Origin of the sequence: Paenibacillus wuxiensis (assembly GCF_040195695.1) — a bacterium.
Taxonomy (GTDB): domain Bacteria; phylum Bacillota; class Bacilli; order Paenibacillales; family Paenibacillaceae; genus Paenibacillus_B; species Paenibacillus_B suaedae.
On sequence record NZ_JBEFZI010000012.1, the window covers coordinates 98,975 to 112,894 of the forward strand.

At 38.8% G+C, this 13,920-nt stretch carries 14 protein-coding genes and 2 pseudogenes; 13 read left to right on the forward strand and 3 right to left on the reverse strand.

Going from position 1 to position 13,920, the window contains the following annotated elements:
* The first annotated feature begins 462 nt into the window (after window positions 1–462).
* From ABN764_RS24650 to ABN764_RS24665, 4 genes and pseudogenes are all read left to right on the forward strand, one after another.
* Window positions 463–1,272, forward strand: a complete 810-nt coding sequence (locus ABN764_RS24650) for a TrmB family transcriptional regulator (protein WP_446673397.1) — start codon at window positions 463–465, stop codon at window positions 1,270–1,272.
* A 79-nt stretch (window positions 1,273–1,351) separates the two neighbouring features.
* The gene (locus ABN764_RS24655; RefSeq protein WP_446673398.1) at window positions 1,352–2,080 is read left to right on the forward strand and encodes an AzlC family ABC transporter permease; all 729 of its coding nucleotides are present in this window, start codon (window positions 1,352–1,354) and stop codon (window positions 2,078–2,080) included.
* Complete coding sequence (locus tag ABN764_RS24660) at window positions 2,071–2,397, forward strand: branched-chain amino acid transport AzlD family protein (RefSeq protein WP_021255845.1); 327 nt, start codon at window positions 2,071–2,073, stop codon at window positions 2,395–2,397. The genes ABN764_RS24655 and ABN764_RS24660 overlap by 10 nt, the downstream gene beginning before the upstream one ends.
* Before the next feature lie 106 nt (window positions 2,398–2,503).
* Window positions 2,504–2,711 (forward strand): annotated as a pseudogene (locus ABN764_RS24665) (IS5/IS1182 family transposase); the annotation flags it as partial.
* Window positions 2,712–2,908: 197 nt separating this feature from the next.
* Here ABN764_RS24665 and ABN764_RS24670 read toward each other — a convergent pair.
* Complete coding sequence (locus tag ABN764_RS24670; protein ID WP_142546521.1) at window positions 2,909–3,574, reverse strand: helix-turn-helix transcriptional regulator; 666 nt, start codon at window positions 3,572–3,574, stop codon at window positions 2,909–2,911.
* Window positions 3,575–4,166: 592 nt separating this feature from the next.
* Between ABN764_RS24670 and sdaAB the strand changes: the two genes are divergently transcribed.
* The 9 genes and pseudogenes from sdaAB (at window position 4,167) to ABN764_RS24715 (ending at window position 13,364) form a co-directional block, all read left to right on the forward strand.
* On the forward strand, window positions 4,167–4,865 hold the full coding sequence (gene sdaAB / locus ABN764_RS24675) for an L-serine ammonia-lyase, iron-sulfur-dependent subunit beta (protein WP_021255847.1): 699 nt from the start codon (window positions 4,167–4,169) through the stop codon (window positions 4,863–4,865).
* A 22-nt stretch (window positions 4,866–4,887) separates the two neighbouring features.
* Window positions 4,888–5,778 carry an L-serine ammonia-lyase, iron-sulfur-dependent, subunit alpha gene (gene sdaAA / locus ABN764_RS24680; RefSeq protein WP_315744983.1) on the forward strand — a complete coding sequence of 297 codons (891 nt, stop codon included), beginning with the start codon at window positions 4,888–4,890 and terminating at the stop codon, window positions 5,776–5,778.
* A gap of 293 nt (window positions 5,779–6,071) precedes the next feature.
* Window positions 6,072–7,394, forward strand: coding sequence for an aromatic amino acid transport family protein (locus ABN764_RS24685; RefSeq protein ID WP_446673399.1), 1,323 nt, complete (start codon window positions 6,072–6,074; stop codon window positions 7,392–7,394).
* 215 nt (window positions 7,395–7,609) lie between these two features.
* Window positions 7,610–8,314 carry a helix-turn-helix transcriptional regulator gene (locus tag ABN764_RS24690; protein WP_446673400.1) on the forward strand — a complete coding sequence of 235 codons (705 nt, stop codon included), beginning with the start codon at window positions 7,610–7,612 and terminating at the stop codon, window positions 8,312–8,314.
* 264 nt (window positions 8,315–8,578) lie between these two features.
* A complete protein-coding gene (locus ABN764_RS24695) occupies window positions 8,579–9,808 on the forward strand; it encodes an aminopeptidase (protein ID WP_446673401.1) in 1,230 nt (409 codons plus the stop codon).
* Window positions 9,809–10,118: 310 nt separating this feature from the next.
* On the forward strand, window positions 10,119–10,694 hold the full coding sequence (locus ABN764_RS24700; RefSeq protein ID WP_142546510.1) for a TetR/AcrR family transcriptional regulator: 576 nt from the start codon (window positions 10,119–10,121) through the stop codon (window positions 10,692–10,694).
* Window positions 10,695–10,731: 37 nt separating this feature from the next.
* Complete coding sequence (locus ABN764_RS24705) at window positions 10,732–11,352, forward strand: GNAT family N-acetyltransferase (RefSeq protein WP_446673402.1); 621 nt, start codon at window positions 10,732–10,734, stop codon at window positions 11,350–11,352.
* 36 nt (window positions 11,353–11,388) lie between these two features.
* A pseudogene (locus ABN764_RS24710) lies at window positions 11,389–11,722 on the forward strand (IS3 family transposase); the annotation flags it as partial.
* A gap of 109 nt (window positions 11,723–11,831) precedes the next feature.
* Complete coding sequence (locus ABN764_RS24715; RefSeq protein ID WP_268627501.1) at window positions 11,832–13,364, forward strand: vanadium-dependent haloperoxidase; 1,533 nt, start codon at window positions 11,832–11,834, stop codon at window positions 13,362–13,364.
* A 139-nt stretch (window positions 13,365–13,503) separates the two neighbouring features.
* Here the strand turns inward: ABN764_RS24715 and ABN764_RS24720 are convergent, their stop codons facing one another.
* Both ABN764_RS24720 and ABN764_RS24725 read right to left on the reverse strand, forming a co-directional pair.
* Window positions 13,504–13,761: an ABC transporter permease gene (locus ABN764_RS24720; protein WP_268627499.1), complete on the reverse strand. Its 258-nt coding sequence runs from the start codon at window positions 13,759–13,761 to the stop codon at window positions 13,504–13,506.
* Window positions 13,758–13,919, reverse strand: a complete 162-nt coding sequence (locus ABN764_RS24725) for a hypothetical protein (protein ID WP_446673403.1) — start codon at window positions 13,917–13,919, stop codon at window positions 13,758–13,760. The genes ABN764_RS24720 and ABN764_RS24725 overlap by 4 nt, the downstream gene beginning before the upstream one ends.
* Between the last annotated feature and the right edge of the window lies 1 nt (window position 13,920).

Sequence of the window (13,920 nt, forward strand, 5' to 3'; positions counted from 1 at the left end):
ATTCACTAGAAATATATCATGTTGAAATCCGGATGGAATAAGAGGATGTATGTTAATTCCATATGGTTTGATACTGGACATCAGCCTAGTAACTGCACCGATCCCTTGTTATTCCTTGTTATGCTTTTTTACATATTCCACATGTCCGACAAGGTTTAGGCAGTAGGTCTTAGGTAGGAGGGGAAATATATTGTAGTGTGGATGAACGAGCCAGAGTTCGCACAATGATAACGGAATATAACTTTCCTTATCAGTAAAATTCATGCAACTATATAGTACTTGGATTGGATTAAAAAGGACTGATCCTCCTTTTCTGGGCAATTATACCTCGCCCAAAAGTTGAAGAATCAGGAACAAAACAGTGGTCTGACGATCATTTTCGATAACGGAACCAGGATTGCTTTGACAGGTAATCCATTTTATTTTATAGTAAGTAACACACTAACTACTAAAGGAGTTGCCATGGAAGAACTTTATAAAGAGCTTCAGAAGTGGGGCTTTTCACAATATGAATGTAAAGCGTACATAGGGCTTTTGAAAAACTCCCCTATAACCGGATATGAAATAAGCAAAAGGTCGGGTGTGCCTCGTTCAACGATTTATGAAGTATTGGCAAAATTAATGGATAAAGGCGCGGTGTACACAGTACCTTCTGACCCCGTAACTTATGCACCTTTACCAGCAAAAGAGTTAATCCATCGATTGCGTAATGACTTTGACAATTCTATGGATTATCTTGAAAAGAATTTATCTGCGTTAGAAAGTGAACAAGAAGTTGATGTTATTCGACGCATCAGCAGTGATGAGCGCGTTGTGGCCGAAATGATTGACATAATCGATAAAGCTAAAAAAGAAATATGGTTGTCGATCTGGGAACCACAAGTCGATTCGATAAAAGGTGCTATAGATGAGCGGATAAAGGATAATATCCACGTCTTTTCTATTCTTTTTGGAGCACCTGAGATTCAGCTAGGAGCAACTACGCATCACAATTACATGGCTCCAGAAGTAGCTGAGGAACGTATGAACGGCCGCTTAACGATTGTTGCACGGGATAATGAAGAAGTCTTAATTGCAAATTTCGCGCCAAATACACCTGCATGGGCGGTAAAAACGGAAGACCCGGCACTTGTGTTAATCGCGATGGAATACATCAGGCATGACATTATGTTCTCAGAATTAGTGAAAGAAGTGGGCCCAGAGAAAGCAGAAGCGCTTTGGAAAAACGCTCCTAACCTATTTCATGTTGTTACTGGAAGACGGTTCAAATAAATTGAACCGTATTTTCTTTCACTTTTTCGTAGTAGTTAGTAAGTTAGCTTCTAATACTTGAAAATAAAGAGGGAATGAAATGAGTCTGTCGAACGTCCAAATGAATTCGTCTCCGAGAGCTGAAGATAGCTTTATCCAAGGAGTAAAAGATTGTGTCCCAACGCTACTAGGTTATTTAAGTATCGGATTAGCTGCAGGTGTGATCCAAAAGACTGCGGGACTTAGCATCACTGAGATCGCACTAATGTCTATGATTCTCTATGCTGGCTCAGCTCAGTTTATTGCTGCGGGTATGATAGCAGCAAGTAGTTCGATTCATGCCATTATTATTACGATATTCTTTGTTAATCTTCGTCATATTTTACTTAGTGCCGCTCTAGCACCTTATTTCCGGCATCTTACTCCACTTCGCAACATGCTAGTGGGATCTCTACTCACCGATGAGACATTCGGTGTCGCGATTACCGAGGCGGCCAAGAGAAAGCGAATCAGTGAGAAATGGATGCATGGTCTCAACATAACCGCTTATGTAAATTGGCTTGTAGCGAATCTAGCAGGAGCATTTTTGGCGCAATGGATTTCGAATCCTGAGAAATTCGGACTAGCATTCGCCTTGCCAGCTATGTTTATTGGAATTCTCGTACTCTCTATGGTAGGGCGAAATAGAATCAAACTTGATATCGTTGTCGCCATTATTGCAGTGGTCATTGCTGTGGGAAGTTCTTTCTTTTTGTCCAGCAGTATGGGCGTTATTGTGGCTACAATTATTGCTTCAACAATAGGAATGGTGGTAGAAAAATGGAAGTAAGATGGGACATTTTTTTGATTATTCTAGGCTCAGCTTTTGTCACGTTCATTCCAAGGGTCGTTCCTCTTATGGTGCTTAGTCGTTTTGAATTACCAGAGTGGGCAATGCGGTGGTTAAATTATGTCCCCATTTCTGTAATAGCTGCTCTGATAGGTCAAGAGATATTTATCCATGACGGAAAGCTTACATCTCTTACCAACAACATTGAATTTTTTGCAGCCATACCGACTTTTTTAATTGCGATAAAAACAAGAAGTTTATTGGGAACCGTACTGGGTGGTATTATTTCCATTATCATTTTACGTTTATTGTTTTGAAACTTGATACTAGAGTTTTAACGAGGATACATGGCTATGAGTATAAAATTTTATATGAGCGTTGTAAAAAGGGTCTAGTGGATGAAATACCTACTGCCAAAAACTACACATTGAGCAAATGGTATTCCAAAAGGGAGAATATTTCAAAACAAAGGCAAAAGAACGCTACAAAATTGAGGCGAAGAACAGTGAACTCAAACATAGACATGGGTATGGCGTAGCGTTATCCTCGGATCTTTTTGGCATGGAGTTACAAGGCATAATGGCAAATTTTAGCTCTTAACGTGAAGAGAATAGTAAAGCTACCGAAGTGAGAAGCCAGTGGTACAGGCTTGTGTATACAGTGAAAAAGACGACTATTATCCCATAAATAGAATAATAGTCGTCTTTTGTTTCGCTCTACGGCCTCGGATTGATCCAAGGTTTTTTGATTTACATTCATTTAGTTGAGAATTGTATACGCCTATCTATGTCTTGTATTGCTCGATTTATTGTTCTGATTCGATTGGGGCTACTTGTCGTTGCGAGATATCATTTGATGATAACGATAAACACTTGATTCCGACATTCCCATTATTTCAGCAACTTCATTTATTGTACCTTTAACTTCGAATACCCCGTATTCTTTTAATTTGAAAATAGCAAGTCTCTTTTGTTCAGGTGATAACTGAGCACCGGATTCTAATATATCTTTATCTATTACTCCATAAATGATATTACGAATATTATCGGTAAGTTTTTCAATAGGTTGTTCCTGGTCAGTTTCCTGTTCGATAAGATCTATAGCTGAACTTAGATTGGCCAATTTTAATATATCCTTTGCGACTTTTCTATAGACATCCGCATCAAAATTTATACATAAAAGACCTTGTAATTGACCTTCACGATCTTTTATAAATAAAGTTGATGAACGGAATTTTTTACCTCTGGGTCCTTCTCCAACATAATCTACAACATAATCCTTTTTTAGATATACCTTTTCGTTAATTAATTTTTTTGCATAGTCAGTTAAAGGGCCATTTAAAGATCTTCCACTTAAGTCTCCATTGACTATGTGACCGATTTGAGAACCCCCATTAGGATTTAAAACATGTAATACAAATTCATAATTAGAACCCAAAATTTCCCCGAAATAATTCATTATGTTTTGATAGTGTCGAAATAGTTCATTATCCATTTAAGTTTTCCTCCTAATCAGTTATTCCTGAATTTCATTCACTATGAAATTGCTCGCGAATTCATATTCAATTCCAGGGTTGAGCAAAATCTCTTTCAAATAAAAGATGCGCTTTACTTCTCGTACATAGATGCGTTCTTCTTTTTTCAGCTATAGATAACCCAACTTCGGGTCTTTTATCGACAAGGATTTCGTTTAATGAAGATGCCAGCATTCAAAATAGACAACCCTATTATAACTTATAACAAGTTTTATAGAATTTTAAAAGGTAGAAAAATTAAATTTGTAATAAAAAATTCCGGTAAAAATAATTTATTATTATTTGTTTGACTTCGCGATTATCTATGTGCTACTCTGTCTGTGTAGTAATAAAAAATAATTACTATAATAAATTATTTCAAATTATGTGAGAAGGATCAGAAAATGATCGTTGTTTTGATGGCATTGATTGCAAAGAGTATGATTACAACGATAATTTATCCAAGTATTCCATAAGTACTAAGAAAGGGTTTGATGATTCTTAGTGTTACTTTTGAAAACCCTTACATGGTGGGCGGGTGACTGGTATGGCAACTATGGGGAGGAAACTTATATGAACATGAAATTAGTTCCTGTTAAAGAAAAAAGGGTTGTTAATTACAAAAGTTGTTTTGATGTGATTGGACCGGTTATGATCGGCCCCTCTAGTTCACATACTGCAGGTGCCTTAGCTATTGGAACAGTTGCCAATAAATTATTTCAAGGTCTTCCCAAAAAAGTTGTGGTAAGGTATTATGAATCATTTGCTGAAACCCATAAAGGACACGGAACTGATTTTGCAATTATTGCTGGTATATTAGGATTTGCTGCCGACGATAGTAGGGTGCCTGGTGCTATTGAAATAGCAGAATCTAAAGGAATTGACATTACCTTTTTAGAAGAAGCAGGTGATAGTCCTGCCGGTCATCCGAATACTGCAGATATTTATCTGGAGGATGGAAATCGAAATATTAGAACAATGGGAACTTCAGTCGGTGGCGGATTAATTGAAATTAAACATATAGAAATTGACGGGTTTAGCTTACATCTTCAAGGACCATTGCCGGTTATTATAGCGATTTCCGAGAGAGATGACCTTGAATTTATATTACGCAGGATCTTTAAACAATATAATGTGGAAATTAACAATTTTAATAGTTTGGAGAAGTCAGGAAAATATTTATATCAATTTGATGTGGATTCTCAATTATCTAGTGATGTTCAGAAGGAATTGAGAAATTCTAGCAGTGCAGCTAATATCATTATTCTTTAATTAGATTAGGGGTGAAAAGTTTATGTACATGACTATAAAGGAAATTATTGATGCAGCTAATCAAAGACAAAAGCCAATTTATGAATTAGCAATTGAGCAGGAAATCGAGCAAACTAAAACTTCTTATGAAGATGTTTGGAGAAAAATGGAAAGAAATTTAGTGACTATGGAGAATGCTGTAAAGAAAAGCGCTGAGGGCAACGGAGTATTTTCTCCGACCGGTTTATCCGGAGGGGATGCTGTTAAAATAAAACAATATCGTGAAAGTGGAAAAACCCTTTCTGGAGATTTGATGATGCTCGGGGTCCAGAACGCTATCGGAGTTAATGAAGTAAATGCGTCGATGGGAGTTATTTGTGCAACTCCAACTGCAGGTGCAAGTGGGACAATCCCGGGAGTGCTGTTTAGTATCCAAGATAGTTTACAATTAAGTCATGAAGACAAGGTTCATTTTCTATTCACTTCAGCTTTATTAGGAATGGTAGTAGCAAATAACGCTTGTATTTCCGGAGCCTTCGGAGGATGTCAAGCTGAAGTAGGTAGTGCCTCAGCAATGGCTGCAGCAGCAGCAGTAGAAGCTGCCGGAGGAACACCTCAGCAATCTTCTGACGCTTTCTCAACTGCACTGCAAAATTTACTCGGTCTAGTTTGTGATCCGGTTGCAGGCTTGGTAGAAGTTCCTTGTGTAAAGAGAAATGCTATTGGAACGGCTAATGCCTTAGTAGCAGCGGACATTGCATTAGCGGGCGTAACCAACATCATTAATGCTGATGAAGTAATTGAAGCGATGTTCGTAGTAGGAAGACAGATGCCTCGCGAATTAAGAGAGACAGGTTTAGGTGGAATTGCAGCCACTCCCACAGGAATTGCTATTAAAAACAAAATTTTCGAAGATAAGGTTACTAGAAAATAAGATAATAATAATATATAATTATAGTAATAAAAGATTACAATATTCACACTGAAATGTAAGCGTTATAGCAAAAAAATGGGATTTCAACTCATGTTTTGTGAAAAAAATCACAGTTATTAAGGTTCATTCTCCAATTCTCTATCAAGGATGAGAGGAGTGTGTATCGATATCTATTAATGCCATATAATGTAATAGTATGCATTAAATAGTTTTGAAAACGTAAACAATTTTAACAGTTTTAAAAGAGAGGAAATGATAAAGTAGTTAACCAGTATACAAGGAGGAATTATAATATGAATGGGAATACAGCGAAAAAACTTGAATTTACTGCTGAAGATACTACAGTGAAAAATGAAAAATATCCAGATCCCAAAAGGTGGCACAAACAAGATACCACCTGGGCATTGAGCCTTTTTGGAACAGCAATTGGAGCAGGCGTACTCTTTCTACCTATTAATGCGGGAGCAGGAGGTTTATTATCGTTACTGTTAATTACAATACTTGCATTTCCTGTTATGTACTTCTCGCATAGGGCGCTTGCTAAAATGATATATGCTTCCAAATCTGCTGATGAGGGGATTACAGGTACGATAAGAGAGTATTTCGGTAATAAGGCAAGTATAATTTTTAACATCGTATTTTTCTTCTCGATTTATATTATCGTGCTGATGTATTCGGTTGCACTAACAAATACTGCAAGTAGTTTTATCGTGAATCAATTGCACATGAATGAGCCGCCAAGAGCCATTTTATCGCTTGTATTAGTACTCGGTCTTATAGCTATACTGAACTTTGGTCAAGATATTACTGTAAAGGTAATGAGTATGCTAGTATATCCTTTTATAGCTTCGCTGCTTTTTATCTCAATATCTTTAATTCCACAGTGGAATACGTCGATGCTTAGTTTTTCAAGTGTTTCTACTGCTCCAACAGGAGTAGGAGGATACTTCAATATGATATGGATGATATTGCCGATTATTGTATTCTCGTTTAATCATTCTCCTATGATATCGTCATTTGTTATGAAACAGAGACAAACTTATGGAATACTAGCTACAGACGCCAAATGTTCTCAAATACAAAAAGTGTGTTATATCATGACTTTCATTGTCGTTATGTTCTTTGTTTGGAGCAGTGTCTTGAGTTTGACTCCAGATGATCTTGTAATAGCAAAAGAACAGAATTTATCAGTACTTTCATACCTTGCCAATCGGCTTAATTCGCCTCTAATCACTATTGCAGCTCCTATTATTGCGTTTGTGGCCGTAACAAAGTCCTTTCTTGGCCATTATGTAGGAGTATACGAGGTAATGCGTGACATGATTATCTCGGCCGGTAAAGCACGCGGAAAAAACCTCAAAGAAAAAACAGTTAAGAGAGCGATCCTTGTTTTTGTAGTATTAACATGCTGGTATGCCGCTTATGCAAATCCAAGCATTCTTGGAATTATAGATACTCTCAGCGGACCGCTAGTTGCTGCTATTTTATGTCTCTTACCAATGTATGCGATCAATAAAGTTCCTGCACTAGCTAAATACAAAGGAAAACTTAGCAATATTTTTGTCACTGTTGTGGGCGTTCTCACTGTCCTTGCAAGTTTGAAAGCATTATTCTAATTAAATATCTTTTGAGCTTTCTCAGGTGGCTTGTCATTGGCACCTAAGAAAGCTCTCTTTTTATCGATAAGTCGATTCATTCGTGATTTCAATCATAAGATGAATCGGGGCTATGATTTATAGAATAATACTATAAATTGGTTAATTAAATGAACATATGTTGAGTCAATCAGTTCTATTGGCAACTATATTCATAGAAAGGAGGAGTACGAATTATGAAGAATAAGAATTTTACGGAATGTGATCGGGCGATATTGCAATCCTATGACTCCATCGTGGAAGGATTGGCCGATTATTTGGGAGATGCCAGCGAGATTGTGCTGCATAGCTTGGAAGACTATCAAAATACCGTTATCAAAATCGCGAACGGGCATCATACGGACAGAGAATTAGGAGCCCCGAATACGAATATGGCTTTGCAGATGTTGAGTGAGGCTAAGTACTCTAACGCAAAGCAAGCGATCAGTTATTTTACCAAAAGCAAGGACAACCGCTCAATGAAATCAAGCATGATAGCCATTCGTGGTGAAGCTGGCAAAATTATTGGTTTTATGTGCATTAACATAAACTTGGATGAATCGTTTTCTGGATTTCTTCAGACTTTTTTACCGCAAGCAGGTTTTGAAACAAAAGCACATGAGGAAAATTTTTCATTTTCCATTGAGGATATGATTCTTGAAATGATAGAGCTGACGATTGAAGCGGTGGATGCTTCTCCTGACATATCGTATGCAAATCGAAATAAGCACATTATCGGTCTTTTGTATGATCGGGGAGTGTTTAATATGAGAAATGCGGCTACAATCGTGGCAAATATGTTGAAAATTACGAAACATACCGTTTATTTACATTTGCGTAATCATACTCCCAGAAACGAGAAGGAAACCTGTACAACCAGTAAACAAGGCTCATTTAATTGACCAAACTTTTTATAAAAAGGAATGTTCATTCCAAAAGAAAAGAATCCATTTTGATTAATCTCTTGTCAAAATGGATTCTTTTTTATTTACTCTATAACCTAGATTTACACATTTTTTACCACACTTTTGAAAAAATGAGGTTCAACGGCTTGATAATTTATTTAAAATGATTTATATTCATATCAATTGATATATTGATCTATCAAAAATGAATACAAGCTAGCGGAGGGTAAAAAACAATTGGACAGAAGCGAGGTAAATAATATGACTTTTGAAGAAAAATTACAAGCATATGCAGAACTTTTGGTAAAAGTCGGTGTCAATATTCAACCAGGGCAATACTTATTAGTCAATACATCGGCGGATGCATTGGATTTCGCCCGTTTAGTTGTGAAAGAGGCCTATAAGGCTGGTGCAGGACGTGTTCATGTTAACTTATCAGATGATGAAATGGATCGTGCTTACTTTGAGCATGCCTCAGATGAAGAATTTAATCGTTTCCCAGAATGGATAGTCAAAATGAATGATGAACTGATCGAACGTAAAGGAGCACTATTAATGATAGATGCTGCAGACCCTGATAAATTTACAGGTATTTCAGCCGATCGTCTAGCTACCTATCAAAAGGTATCAGGAGCTGCTCTAAGAAACAATCGCAACGCCGTAATGAAGGATTTAATAGCTTGGTCGATGGTAGCAGTTCCTTCACCAATGTGGGCATCGAAGGTGTTCCCGAACTTAGCAGCTGAAGATCAAGTACCAGCATTATGGGAGGCTATTTTTAAAGCTGTTCGTATCGGTGAAGGCAATGCTGTTGAAAAATGGCGTGAACATGTAACAAATTTAGAATCTCGTGCGGTCCTACTGAACAATAAAAAATATGCGAAGCTTCACTATACAGCGCCAGGTACTGATTTAACAATTGCATTAGCACCACAGCATAAATGGATTACTGGAGGTGGTAAAACGCCAGATGATACTATCTTTATGGCTAATATGCCGACAGAAGAGGTTTATACGTTACCGATGAAACAAAGTGTAAATGGCTTTGTAAGCAATACAAAACCATTAGTTTACCAAGGGAATATTATCGACGGCTTTAAACTGACATTTCAAGAAGGAAAAATTGTTAAAGCTGAAGCACAGATAGGACATGATTTATTACAGGAGCTTATTAATGTGGATGAAGGCTCTTGCTATTTAGGTGAGGTAGCACTTGTACCACATGAATCGCCAATTTCAGCATCGGGGATTTTATATTTTAATACATTGTTTGATGAAAATGCATCGAACCATTTAGCGATTGGTAATGCTTATCCAACTTGCTTAGAGGGTGGAAGAGATTTAGAAAACGATCAGCTTGAAGCGTTAGGTGCAAATATTTCAGTAACACATGAGGACTTTATGATTGGCAGCAGTGAGATGGACATCGACGGTATTCTACCAGATGGAACTGTAGAGCCAATTTTCCGTAAAGGTAGCTGGGCATTTTAAGTTTTTGATTTGAAGTAAGGAGTAGAGTAGATGGAACGATTACTAAGCATAATTGGTGCAACTGGCTGATAACCAAATACCCGGAAGTGAATTTTAAAGTGAACCGATAACCTTATGCAGAAATCAACTTCATTAAAAAAGCTAAAAATGGAACATTCAAAGTACTATCCGTTTCAGTAGTATCATTCTTTTTGAAAAGCTACATTCAACAGTTGGACACTTTGTTTTAAATGATTTATGATAATATCAAATGATATATTTATCTATCAAAAAAATGACGAATTTATACAGAAAAAGGGAGAGATTGACGATGAAGAAAGGCTTGTCAGCGTTGAAGGAAGCGAGATTTAATGCAATTCTTGATTCGGCTACTATATTGCTTGTTGAAAATCCTACTGCTTCGATGAATGAAATTGCGGAATATGCGGGAATTGGCATTGCTACACTTCATCGCTACGTCGAAAGCAGAGAGAAATTGATGCTGCTCTTGGGCCATCGGGCTATACAACTGGTAAGTGATACCGTAAACCAGATTCCACTGGATGAGGAAAGAAGCGAAAACTATATCCCGGAACTCATTGAAGCGTTAATCCCCTTAGGTGACAAAATCTATTTTCTAGGTCATGATGCATCTGTATTTAACAACAAAGAATTAGGTGAAGCCGAAGAGAAGCTGAGGGAACCCTTACGACGCGTTATTGAGTTGTTACAACAAAGAGGTTACTTTCAGCAAACGGTTAGCAGCGAATGGATTTTGAATACGCTTTATGCCCTGCTTTTCCATACATGGGAGCAGGTACATGAAGGTAATGTGCCTAAAAAATCGGCTGCAGAGCTTTTCTTAAATACGTTTTATCATGGTTTCAAAGCTAAAGATGATAATTAACATCAATAATATAGAAAGAAAAAAGGAGTGCTAGGAAATGAATCAAATCTCTATTGTAAAGGCTGATCATCGATCCATGGTCAGCGCTAAGCTTAATGTAATGGCATTGGAATACATGGCGTTTTCACTTGCAGGATCTGAGGAGAAGAACACGGTCGAAGGGACATTTCGTACGCTATGGCAGCAGGAGAACAATCGTTTTAGTCATCAATACGCTTACGAAGCTCAAATGGACGGGAAAACTTTAGGGATGATTACTTGCTATCCCATACCTGTTTTAAATCGTCTTGCATGGCCCACATTTAAACAGCTGCTTTCATTCCGAAAGCTGGGTCTTGTTGTTTATAATATTCTGAATATCAAAATGTTTTATTCCATGATCACCATGAAGGAGGGAGAAGATGACGAGTTTCACATCGGAACAATCGCCTTATTGCCCGAAAGCCGGGGATTAGGGATGGGTACCAGGCTGCTTGAGTTTGCCGAGGAACAGGCTTGCCTGCAAGGCTTTGCCAAATGCTCTCTGACGGTAAAGAAAGAGAACCATCTTGCCATTAAATTGTATCAGAGGATAGGCTACCAGATTTCAGGTGAAATCAATAAACCCAAGTTATCGTTGTACAGAATGGTCAAAAATGTAGAACCTTACAACCGTTAATAAATAGTTACCGAATTACCCCTTTTGATTAAAGCATATGGCACAAGAAAACTTAAAGCTAAACTTCACGAACGTGGACTTATCGTATCCAGGAGACGAATTGGCTGTATCATGAAGGCACAAGGCCTTGTATCTCCTACACAGTTCCCCATTATAACCCTCATAAGACTGTATGAAATCAGTCCCAGCAAACAAATGAACTGAATCGCCAATTCCAGCAAGATGAAGCTAAACGCGTTGTAGTCAGCGACCTGACTTATGTTAGAGTCAAAAACAGATGGTACTACGTCAGATTCAATTTTTCCATACCGATCGTGGTAGTGAGTTTAAGAATAAATTGATCGATGAAACGTTGACTGTATTCCAAATAGGTTTCCTTTTATGGTCATGTCCTCTACATATATCCATACTAAATCGATATATTTGAATAGACTGTAAAGAACTATGTGCTTTTCACTGATCGCTCAAGGAGGAATCGTATGGATGACTCATGTGTACTCGGCCCTTTAGATCCAAAGGAAAGGCGACATAAAGCGTATCAAATTCGAAAACAAGCCGCTAAAGAAGAAAAGTCGCGCAAAATCCTACCTCAGCCCTGCAATCACGATGAAAGAAAATATCCGAACAAAATCGGAAACTTCACGAAGGGACTGCCGCATAACGGCCTTGGAGAAGTTGATCAGCATGCTTACGGGGCATATCTCAAAGCATTGAACAGCGGCAAGCCAAGTAAATTCGAGGAAATTCCACTCGGGGGAACGCTCAAGCTCGTTAATCCGCAAGGCGCTTACGTGTATGATCTTGCCGGTCCCGACGGACATTCCTTAACGATTCCAGCCCCGCCTTCGATAAACAGTGCAGCCGCCGCCAGCGATATGGTAGAACTATACTGGGAATCGTTGTTGCGGGATGTTCCGTTCAACACCTATGATAGAGATCCATTAGCAGCTGAAGCAGCGGGGAGCCTTTCGAATCTGAAGGATTTTTACGGGCCTAAAATAAATGGACAAGTAACACCGCAAACTTTATTTCGCGGCGTTACGCAAGGCGATCTGGTAGGGCCGTATATCTCGCAATTTTTATACAAAGATATTCCATTTGGCGCCACTTCTATTATTCAAAAATACAAAGTCCCTTTGGCGGGTCAACATTTCTTAACGGATTATCAAACATGGTTGAGCATTCAAAATGGTGCTGCTCCGTCTGCTTCCATTGTCTATGATCCTGAACCTCGTTTTTTAAGAAACGGAAGAGATCTAAGTGAATGGGTGCATAAAGATTTTTCTTACCAAGGTGTGTTAATGGCTTGTTTATATTTGTTGAGCTTGGGGTCATCCGCACTCGATCCGGCCAATCCGTATTTCCATTCGCACACCCAAACTGGATTTGTTACCTTTGGTTCTCCATATATTTTGGATTTGGTCGCACGGGCCGCGAATTTCTCGATGGAGTCTGCCTGGTATCAGAAATTTCTTGTGCATCGGAGACTGCGGCCGGAAGAGTTTGGCGGTCTCGTTCAACAGAAAATAACGAACAATGCAAATTATCCGATTAATGAGCAGCTCCTGAATTCTCCTGCAGTTGATCTAACCTTCAAAAAATACGGAACCTACTTGCTGCCACAGGCTTATCCGGAAGGGTGCCCGGCACATCCGTCCTATCCGGCAGGTCATGCCGTAATTGCCGGCGCAGGCGTCACTGTGTTAAAGGCGTTCTTCAACGAAGATTTTGTTCTCCCGAACCCAGTTACAGTGAGCGAAGACGGTCTGTCCCTTGAGCCCTTTAACGGAGCGCCGCTCACAATAGGCGGTGAATTGAATAAGCTTGCCAATAACTTGGCCATCGCTCGGGCATTTGCAGGTATTCATTATCGCTCTGATTGTTTCCATGGCATGAATTTGGGCGAGGCTGCCGCCATTGGTTTGCTTCGCAACTACCGGCATACGTTTAACGAACCATTCTGCGGATTCAAGCTTACGAAATTCGACGGCACAACTATAATTGTAAAATGATTGCCTGAGTATAAAGAGCCTCTAACTTTCCTTTCCTCGAGAAGTAGTACAAGGTGTTTATGAAAATAAAGGTGGTTAGGAAACAGTGACAGTATGGACGCAAAAATTAAGTCCTAGACTGTCACTGTTTATATCACTATTAATTCCACTTGAAGAAGCGCAGAGACATACTCATACATATCACTGTAAGTACAATCATTACAACCACGGGGATGATGATACTATCCATTGGCAGGCCAAGTGAAGCGGCTTTCCACATCTTAGTGCCCTGTGTTAGCGGTAATATATCGGCCACTTTTTGAAGCGCCGCAGGCATTACTTCATAAGGCAAGGTAGCACCAGAGAAAATAAGCATTGGGAAATAGATCAGGCTGGCTACAGCACTTGCTATTTTCATGTTTGGCGCCAGTCCACCGACCTTTTGCTTTTGCCTGCACCGTTTGCGCCCAGTAAGCCAAAACCTTCACCACGACAAATCGATAGATTTAGATGAACAACTGCTTTGACATTGGCGTAAGACTTGCTCAAGTTTTCTACCTTGATCGTTGTTTCCACG

Coding starts and splice junctions, on each gene's coding strand:
- ABN764_RS24650 (WP_446673397.1), top strand. CDS start 463: ATGGAAGAACTTTATAAAGAGCTTCAGAAGTGGGGCTTTTCACAATAT.
- ABN764_RS24655 (WP_446673398.1), top strand. CDS start 1,352: ATGAGTCTGTCGAACGTCCAAATGAATTCGTCTCCGAGAGCTGAAGAT.
- ABN764_RS24660 (WP_021255845.1), top strand. CDS start 2,071: ATGGAAGTAAGATGGGACATTTTTTTGATTATTCTAGGCTCAGCTTTT.
- ABN764_RS24670 (WP_142546521.1), bottom strand. CDS start 3,574: ATGGATAATGAACTATTTCGACACTATCAAAACATAATGAATTATTTC.
- sdaAB (WP_021255847.1), top strand. CDS start 4,167: ATGAACATGAAATTAGTTCCTGTTAAAGAAAAAAGGGTTGTTAATTAC.
- sdaAA (WP_315744983.1), top strand. CDS start 4,888: ATGTACATGACTATAAAGGAAATTATTGATGCAGCTAATCAAAGACAA.
- ABN764_RS24685 (WP_446673399.1), top strand. CDS start 6,072: ATGAATGGGAATACAGCGAAAAAACTTGAATTTACTGCTGAAGATACT.
- ABN764_RS24690 (WP_446673400.1), top strand. CDS start 7,610: ATGAAGAATAAGAATTTTACGGAATGTGATCGGGCGATATTGCAATCC.
- ABN764_RS24695 (WP_446673401.1), top strand. CDS start 8,579: ATGACTTTTGAAGAAAAATTACAAGCATATGCAGAACTTTTGGTAAAA.
- ABN764_RS24700 (WP_142546510.1), top strand. CDS start 10,119: ATGAAGAAAGGCTTGTCAGCGTTGAAGGAAGCGAGATTTAATGCAATT.
- ABN764_RS24705 (WP_446673402.1), top strand. CDS start 10,732: ATGAATCAAATCTCTATTGTAAAGGCTGATCATCGATCCATGGTCAGC.
- ABN764_RS24715 (WP_268627501.1), top strand. CDS start 11,832: ATGGATGACTCATGTGTACTCGGCCCTTTAGATCCAAAGGAAAGGCGA.
- ABN764_RS24720 (WP_268627499.1), bottom strand. CDS start 13,761: ATGAAAATAGCAAGTGCTGTAGCCAGCCTGATCTATTTCCCAATGCTT.